Origin of the sequence: Kineococcus gurbantunggutensis, from assembly GCF_050871925.1 — a bacterium.
Lineage (GTDB): Bacteria > Actinomycetota > Actinomycetes > Actinomycetales > Kineococcaceae > Kineococcus.
Window position 1 is genome coordinate 1 of sequence record NZ_JBJLSG010000195.1, and the last position, 8,112, is coordinate 8,112.

Here is an 8,112-nt window from a genome sequence, read left to right on the forward strand (position 1 = left end):
GCCCCCGACCCACCCCGCCCCGCCCCCCCAGAAGAACGGCCCCAGGGGGACCCCCGCCCGCCGGGCCGCGCCCCCCGCCAGGGCCGGGGCCCCCCCGCGGGGCCCCCACGGCAGCAGCACGGCGAACTCCTCCCCGCCCCAGCGGGCCAGGGTGCCCCGCGCGCCCAGGGCGCGCGTCCACGCCGCGGTGGCCGACACCAGCAGCTCGTCGCCGGCCTGGTGCCCGCGGCTGTCGTTGAAGGCCTTGAAGCGGTCCAGGTCCAGCAGGGCGACGAGGAAGGACGTGCCCCCGCGCTGCGCGCTGGCGCAGGCGCGGGAGAGCTCGTGGTCCCAGGTGCGGCGGTTGGCGGCGCCGGTCAGGGGGTCGGTGCGCGCCAGCGCGGCCAGCTGCACCGCCTGGCTGCGCACCTGCTGCAGCAGGTCCCACACGCGCACCACGACCAGCGAGACCAGCAGCACCGAGCCGGTGCCCAGCCACACCTCGGGCGTGGCGCGCCCGGTGGCCGAGGACCACACCAGCACGGCCGAGGGCAGCACGGCGGCCACGGCCAGCACGAGCAGGCGCGGCACGGTCAGGCCGCCCGCGGCGCCGTCGGCGGGCTTCTTCTCGCTCAGGCGCGGCGCCGACTCCGAGCACGCGGCGAGCGCGTACAGCACGTAGCACGCCTGCCACAGCACGTTCATCCACACCGGCGTCCCCAGCCCTCCGGTGAGGTGCTGGAAGAACGTCAGGCCGACGTCGGCGGTGAGCAGCAGGCCCCCGGCGGCGACCAGCAGCCAGAACGCGGTGGTGCGCGCGCCGGGGCCGGTGACCATGCGGGCCAGCAGGTACACCCACAGCACGTCGGCCAGCGGGTAGACGGTGCTCACCAGCCGGGCCAGCGCCGGCTGGGTGCTGTCGGTGGCGACCGGCAGCACGACGAACACGCCGAAGAGGACGGCGGCGCTGAGGGTGACGATGGAGGCGTCCAGCAGGCCGCCGCGGTGCCCGCGACCGCCGCGCTGGCGGTTGAGCGCCAGCACCCCCACGGTCACCGGCACGTACGCGGCCAGGTGCAGCGCGTCGGCGGGCGTCGGCCAGGAGGTGACGCCGGCCAGGTCCGCGACCGCGTACAGGACCTCCCCGGCGAGGTAGGTCACCTGCGCGGCCAGCAGCCAGCGCCACGGGCGGCGCCGCTCGGCCGGCACGCGCCGCACCGCGACGGCCATCAGCGCGACGGCCAGGGCCACCGGCACCACGTAGACGGCGTTGACCAGGCCGGAGCCCGGCGGCAGCAGCAGCATCACCGGCAGGCACAGCACCACGGACGCCACGACGGCGCCCGCGGCGGCGCGCAGGCGCCGCGGGCGGCTCACCGGGCCGCCCCGCTCCCCCGCGGTGCGGGGCCGGCGGCGGGCTGCGCCGGGCGCGGGTGCAGCTCGGGCGCGGTGACGAGCCGGTCGCGCCCGCCGGTCTTGGCCGCGTACAGCGCCTCGTCGGCGCGGCGCAGCACCGCGGCGGGCTCCTCGGCGCCGTCCCAGCGGGCCAGGCCCACCGAGCACGTCTGCCCGTGCGGGACCACCGCGCGCAGCGCGTCGACGCGGCGCAGGGTGCCGGCCTCGTCGGCGGAGCCGAGCAGCACGGCGAACTCCTCCCCGCCCCAGCGGGCCAGGAAGCCGTCGGTGCCCAGGGACTCGCTCCAGGCGGCGGTGGCGGCCTTGAGCAGCTCGTCGCCGGCCTGGTGCCCGCGGGTGTCGTTGAAGGACTTGAAGCGGTCCAGGTCCAGCAGCGCCACGTACAGGCCCTCGCCGCTGCGGGCGCTGGCGGCGCAGGCGCGGGAGAGCTCGTGGTCCCAGGTGCGGCGGTTGGCGGCGCCGGTCAGGGGGTCGGTGCGCGCCAGCGCGGCCAGCTGCACCGCCTGGCTGCGCACCTGCTGCAGCAGGTCCCAGATGCGGGCCACGACCAGGCCCACCAGGAGCACGGAGCCGGCGGCCAGCCAGGCGGTGGGCGTGCGCGCGCCGGTGACGGCCAGGCCCACGAGCACGGCGGAGGGCAGCACGGCGGCCACGGCCAGCGCCACCAGGCGCGGGGCGGTCAGGCCCCGGGCGCTGTCGGCCGGCTTCTTCTCGCTCAGGCGCGGCGCGGAGTCGCTGCACGCGGCGAGCGCGTAGAGCACGTAGAAGGACTGCCACAGCAGGTTCATCCACACCGGCGTGGTGAGGGTGCCCTCGACGAGCTGCAGGAGGTTGTTGCCCACGTCGGCGACGAGGGTGGCGGCGGTGCCGGCGGCCAGCAGCCAGAACGCGGTGGTGCGCGCGCCGGGGCCGGTGACCATGCGGGCCAGCAGGTACACCCAGACCACGTCGGCCACCGGGTACGCGGTGCTCACCAGCCGGGCCAGCGCCGGCTGGGCGGTGTCGGTGGCCGCGGGCAGCACGACGAACACGCCGAAGAGGACGGCGGCGCTGAGGGTGACGATGGAGGCGTCCAGCAGGTTGCCGCGGTGGTGCCCGCCGCCGCGGCGGCGGTCCAGGCCCAGCAGGCCCAGCGTCACCGGCACGTACGCGGCCAGGTAGACCGCGTCGGCGGGCGTGGGCCACGACTCGCCCCCGGTCAGGGCCACGGCGGCGAACAGCAGCTCACCGGCCAGGTACAGCACTAGCGCGGCCAGCAGCCAGCACCACGGGCGGCGCCGGTGCGCGGGCACGCGGCGCACCGCGACGGCGGCCAGGGCGACGGCCAGGACGACGGGCACGAGGTAGGCGAGGGTCGTGGCGACCAGGTCGCCCGGGCGCAGCAGGCACACGGCGGCCGAGGCCGGCAGGCTCAGGACGGTGGCGGCGACGGCGGCGCGCGCGCCGCGGCCGCGCCCCGGGGTGGTCCCTGCTGCGGGCCCGAGGCCCTGGTGATCGTGCACGCTGCGGTGATCGGCGCGGGCGCGGGCCCCCTGGAGCCCCGCGCGGCGATCTCACGCGGGCGGGTGCACCCGTCCGCCGCCGCGGCCACGCGGCGTGCACGCACCGCGCACGGCGGGGCCGGTCGCGCCGGGGCCGGTCGCGTCGGGGGTGCGGGTTAGGCTCCTGCCCGTGGTGAGCATCCCTGGCCTGAGTTCCGTGCTGGACCGCCCGGCCGCCGAGCCGGCGGGGGGCACGTCCCGCGCGAGCGCCCGCCTGACGGGGTGGGGCCGCACGGCGCCGACGACCGCGACGGTGCTGCGCACGCAGGACCTCGACGCGATCGCCGAGGCGGTGCGCACCGCCGGCCCGCGCGGCGTGATCGCCCGCGGCCTGGGCCGCAGCTACGGCGACCCCGCCCAGAACGCCGGCGGCCTGGTGATCGACATGACGGCGCTGGACCGCATCCACGACATCGACGTGGACGCCGCCGTCGCCGACGTCGACGCCGGCTGCTCGCTGGACAAGCTGCTGCGCGCGGTCGTGCCGCACGGGCTGTGGGTGCCGGTGCTGCCGGGCACCCGCCAGGTCACCGTCGGCGGCGCCATCGGCGCCGACATCCACGGCGGCAACCACCACACCCAGGGCACCTTCACCCGCCACGTGCTGTCCCTGGACCTGCTCACCGCCGACGGCCAGGTCCGCACCCTCACCCCCCACGGCCCGGACCGCGAGCTGTTCCTGGCGACCACCGGCGGCATGGGCCTGACCGGGGTCGTGCTGCGCGCGAAGATCCGCCTGGACCGGGTGGAGACCTCGTACTTCATCGCCGACGTCGAGCAGGCCCCCGACTTCGACGACATGCTCGAGCGCCTGACGAAGAACGACGAGAACTACACGTACTCCAAGACGTGGTTCGACTCGGTGACCAAGGGCGCCCACATGGGCCGCGGCTTCCTGCTGCGCGGCTCCTCCGCCAAGCTGGAGGACCTGCCGGCGAAGCTGCGCAAGGACCCGCTGAAGTTCGACGCGCCGCAGTACGCGAAGTTCCCCGACGTCTTCCCGCCCGGGATGCTGAACCGGCTCACGGCCAAGGCGCTCAACGAGTTCTACTACCGCAAGGCCCACACCCAGCAGGGCGTGGTGCAGAACATCACGCAGTTCTACCACCTGCTCGACCTGTTCGCGGACTGGAACCGGGCCTACGGCCCGCACGGCTTCCTGCAGTACCAGTTCGTCGTGCCGATGGACCGCACCGACGTGCTCAAGGCGAGCATGGAGGCCATCGTGGAGTCCGGGCACATCTCCGCCCTGAACGTCCTCAAGCGCTTCGGCGAGGGCAACGACGCGCCGCTGTCCTTCCCCCGCAAGGGCTGGACGCTCGCGGTGGACCTGCCGGTCAAGCCGGGCCTGGACCGCCTGTGCGACCGCCTGGACGAGATGGTGCTGGACGCCGGCGGCCGGCTGTACCTGGCGAAGGACTCGCGCACCACCCCCGAGCGCTTCGCGCAGATGTACCCGGACCTGCCCGCCTGGCGGAAGGTGCGCGACGCGGTCGACCCCGAGCGCAAGTTCGCCTCCGACCAGTCCCGCCGCCTGCAGCTGGTCACCGGCTGAGGCCCCGCCCGTGAGCGCCGCCGCCCCCACCCCCGCCCTGAAGGAGTGGGGCGCGGTGGCGCACGCCCTGCTGCAGGGCCGCCAGGCGCTGCTGCTGCGCAAGGGCGGCGTCCACGAGAAGCGCTTCAGCGTCGGCGCCTCCCGCTTCGTGCTCTTCCCCACCGTCGCGCACAGCCACGCCGAGTCGGTGCGCCCCGAGCACCGCGACCTGCTGCCCCTGGGTGCCGCGGACGCCGCCGCCTCGGACGGCGAGGTCCTCACGGTGCGCGCCGGCGCGGAGGTCGTGGCCGTGGTGCCCGTGGCCCGCCCCGAGCGGGTGGAGGAGCTGGAGGACCTGCACGTGTGGACCTCCGCCTCGGTGCGCTCCTCCCGCGTGGACTTCCGGCCCCGCCACCAGCTCACCGCCCTGGTGGTGCGCGCCGTGGAGCTGCCCGAGCCGGTGCGCCTGGTGCGCCGCCCCGAGCACCGCGGGTGCACCAGCTGGCTCGACCTGGAGGTGCCCTGGCCGCCCGGCGCGGGCCGCGCGGTGCACGGCGAGGAGCACCTGGCGGCGGTCGAGGCCGCCGTGCGCGAGCGCGTGGGCTGAGCCGGACGGGCGGTCCCGCACGCGCCCGGCGGGGCGGGCACCTACGCTCCGGGCAGGCGTGCGACCCCGTGCGCCCAGGACCGGGAGGACCGCGTGGCAGTGAAGAAGACCGTCCCGTTCGTGGTGGAGGCCGCCGGCAGCGGTGTCGCCCAGCAGGTCACCGTGGCCGGGGAGCACCAGCACGTGTTCCACGCCGACACCTACCCGTCCTTCGGCGGGCAGGACGCCGCGCCCAGCCCGCTGAGCTACGTCCTGGGCGCGCTGACCTCGTGCAACCAGGTCACCGGCAGCCTCGTCGCCAAGGACCTCGGCGTCGCGCTGGGCCGCTGGACGTTCCGCGTGCAGGGCGACCTGGACCCCTCGGTCATCGCCGGCGGCGCGCAGGGCAACGCGAACTTCGACAGCGTCAGCGTCAGCGTGACGGTGGAGACCGACGCCACCCCCGAGCAGTTCGAGCGCCTCAGCGCCGAGACCGAGCGGCGCTGCCCGGTGACGCAGATGGTCAAGCGCAGCGGGCTGGGGTTCTCCAGCGCGTGGACCGCGGCGCCGCTCGCGGCGGGCTGACCCCGGCGCCGCCCGGCGCGGGCCGACCCCGCGCCGCGCGGCCGCCCGCGCTCACGCCCCGAGCGTGGACTCGCGCACCACCAGGCGGGTGGGCATCACCGTCGTGCCGGGCGCGCCGCGGCCGGCGACGGCCTCCAGCAGCAGCTCCCCGGCGCGCCGGCCCATCGCCTCCAGGCCCAGGGCCACGGTCGTCAGCGGCGGGCGGCTGGCCAGGGCGATGACGTCCCAGTCGTCGAAGCCGACGACGGCCACGTCCTGCGGGACGCGGCGGCCGGCGTCGCGCAGCCCGTCGCACACGCCGCGGGCGATCTGGTCGCTGCCGCAGGTGATCGCGTCGACGTCGGGGTGGCGGCGCAGCAGCAGGTCGGCGGCCAGCCGGCCCCACCGCTCGCTCCAGTCCCCGTGCAGGGGCCCGGCGACGAGGTGGTCGCCGGCCTCGGCGACGGCGGCGTCGCGGCGCACGACGGCGGCGTGGTGGTCGGCCGGGCCGGTCACGTGCGCCAGGCGGCGCCGGCCCAGGTCCAGCACGTGGCGCACGGCGGCGGCGGCCCCGCCGGCCTGGTCCACGACGAGGCTGGTGTCGGCGGGGTCCTGCGAGGGGGTGAAGGCGTACACGACGGGCACGCGGCCGGCGGCGGCCACCGGCGGGCGCGGCTCGGTGCGCCGGCCGGTGACGATGATCCCGTCGACGCGGCGGGCCAGCAGGGTGCGCAGGTAGTGCTGCTCGCGCAGGGGGTCGTCGCGGCTGTCGCACAGCAGCACGACCACCTCCCCGGCGCCCAGGGTGTTCTCCGCGCCGAGCATGACGGGGATGGAGAAGCGCCCGAAGCTGTCGGTGGTGATCAGCCCCACGGTGTAGGTGCGCCCGGAGGACAGCCCGCGGCCCAGCGCGTCAGGGGTGAAGCCGAGCTGCTCGGCGGCGCGGCGCACGCGCTCGCGGGTCTCGGCGCGCAGCTGGCCGGTGCCGTTGAGGGCCTTGGAGGCGGTGCCGGGGGAGACGCCGGCCAGGGCCGCGACGTCGACGATCCGCGCCGGAACGCTCGTTTCCGTCATGCCGCGCCTCCTCGTCGTCGCCGGCACTCGCGTTCCACGGGCCGGGAGCAGGACTGTACCGCCCTTGACGGGGAGGGGTGCGGCTCGTAGCGTCCACCGCAGAAAACGTGTTCCGCCTTTTCCGGCGGTCGCCGCGGACCACTCGACGGAGAGCTGATGACCACCACCGCGTCCCCCACCACCGCCACGGCCCCCGCGGCCGTCGCACCGGCCGCCCCCACCGCCGAGGCGGCGGTGGCGCTGCGGCCGGTGCCCTCGGGCGCTTCGCGCATCACCGGCGGCTTCTGGCGCGAGCGCCAGGAGGCCAACCGCCGCCAGGCGATCCGCACCGGCTACGAGAAGCTGCAGAGCGCCGGCAACCTGCAGAACCTGCGCATCGCCGCCGGCACCGCCACCGGCGAGGTGCGCGGGCCGATCTTCATGGACTCCGACGTCTACAAGTGGCTCGAGGCCGCCGGCTGGGAGCACGGCCGCGAGCCCGACGAGGAGCTGCTCGGCTGGATCCGCGAGATCACCGAGGTCGTCGCCGCCGCCCAGGCGCCCGACGGCTACCTCGACTCCGTGCAGCAGGTCCGCGGGGGCGGCGCCCGCTACGTCGACCTGCCCTGGAGCCACGAGCACTACTGCGCCGGGCACCTGTTCCAGGCCGCCGTGGCGATCCACCGCGGCACCGGCGAGACCGGGCTGCTCGACGTCGCCGTCAAGCTCGCCGACCACCTCGTCGCCACCTTCGGGCCCGGCAGGACCGAGGACGTCGACGGCCACCCGGTCGTCGAGATGGGCCTGGTGGAGCTGTACCGGGAGACCGGGAACCGCGACTACCTGGACCTGGCGCTGTGGTTCGTCGACGCGCGCGGCCACGGCATCGTCGAGCGCCACGGCAAGGAGCCCACCTACTTCTCCGACCGCGTGCCGGTGCGGGAGGCGACCAGCCCCGAGGGCCACGCCGTGCGCGCGGTGTACCTCACCGCCGGCGCCGCCGACGTCGCGGCCGAGACCGCCGACGCGGACCTGCTCGCCGCGCTGGCCCGGCAGTGGGAGGGCATGCTCGCCTCGAAGACCTACGTCACCGGCGGCATCGGCTCGCGCTGGGACTTCGAGCAGTTCGGCGACCACTACGAGCTCTCCCCGGACCGCGCCTACGCCGAGAGCTGCGCGGCCATCGGCAGCGTGCAGTGGTCCTGGCGGATGCTGCTGTCCACCGGCGAGGCCCGCTACGCCGACCTCGTCGAGCGCACCCTCTACAACGCCTTCCTGCCCGGGGTCTCCCTGGCCGGCACCGAGTACTTCTACGTCAATCCGCTGCAGGTGGGGGGGGGGGGGGGGGGCGCCGCGGGGGGGCGCGCGGGGGGGGGGGCGGGGCGGGGGGCGGGGCCCGGGCCCCCCCCGCCCGGGGGCTGACGCGCCGCGTCCGGGCG

Annotated in this window: 7 protein-coding genes; 4 read left to right on the top strand and 3 right to left on the bottom strand. The window is 76.5% G+C overall.

Going from position 1 to position 8,112, the window contains the following annotated elements:
* Window positions 1-1,356 (bottom strand): GGDEF domain-containing protein (locus ACRYR7_RS22685; RefSeq protein ID WP_432574384.1); only part of this gene is annotated, 1,356 nt, incomplete at its 3' end.
* On the bottom strand, window positions 1,353-2,897 hold the full coding sequence (locus ACRYR7_RS22690) for a GGDEF domain-containing protein (RefSeq protein ID WP_432574386.1): 1,545 nt from the start codon (window positions 2,895-2,897) through the stop codon (window positions 1,353-1,355). The genes ACRYR7_RS22685 and ACRYR7_RS22690, both read right to left, overlap by 4 nt.
* A gap of 199 nt (window positions 2,898-3,096) precedes the next feature.
* Between ACRYR7_RS22690 and ACRYR7_RS22695 the strand changes: the two genes are divergently transcribed.
* The 3 genes from ACRYR7_RS22695 to ACRYR7_RS22705 all read left to right on the top strand — a co-directional run bounded on the left by ACRYR7_RS22695 (window position 3,097) and on the right by ACRYR7_RS22705 (window position 5,641).
* Window positions 3,097-4,491, top strand: coding sequence for an FAD-binding oxidoreductase (locus tag ACRYR7_RS22695; protein ID WP_432574393.1), 1,395 nt, complete (start codon window positions 3,097-3,099; stop codon window positions 4,489-4,491).
* 10 nt (window positions 4,492-4,501) lie between these two features.
* Window positions 4,502-5,077, top strand: a complete 576-nt coding sequence (locus ACRYR7_RS22700; protein ID WP_432574388.1) for a DUF1802 family protein — start codon at window positions 4,502-4,504, stop codon at window positions 5,075-5,077.
* Window positions 5,078-5,170: 93 nt separating this feature from the next.
* Window positions 5,171-5,641 carry an OsmC family protein gene (locus ACRYR7_RS22705; RefSeq protein ID WP_432574389.1) on the top strand — a complete coding sequence of 157 codons (471 nt, stop codon included), beginning with the start codon at window positions 5,171-5,173 and terminating at the stop codon, window positions 5,639-5,641.
* A gap of 51 nt (window positions 5,642-5,692) precedes the next feature.
* Here ACRYR7_RS22705 and ACRYR7_RS22710 read toward each other — a convergent pair whose 3' ends face one another.
* Complete coding sequence (locus tag ACRYR7_RS22710) at window positions 5,693-6,694, bottom strand: LacI family DNA-binding transcriptional regulator (protein ID WP_432574390.1); 1,002 nt, start codon at window positions 6,692-6,694, stop codon at window positions 5,693-5,695.
* Window positions 6,695-6,850: 156 nt separating this feature from the next.
* Here ACRYR7_RS22710 and ACRYR7_RS22715 point away from each other — a divergent pair, with 156 nt between their 5' ends.
* Window positions 6,851-8,095: a glycoside hydrolase family 127 protein gene (locus ACRYR7_RS22715; RefSeq protein WP_432574392.1), complete on the top strand. Its 1,245-nt coding sequence runs from the start codon at window positions 6,851-6,853 to the stop codon at window positions 8,093-8,095.
* The last annotated feature ends 17 nt before the right edge of the window (window positions 8,096-8,112 follow it).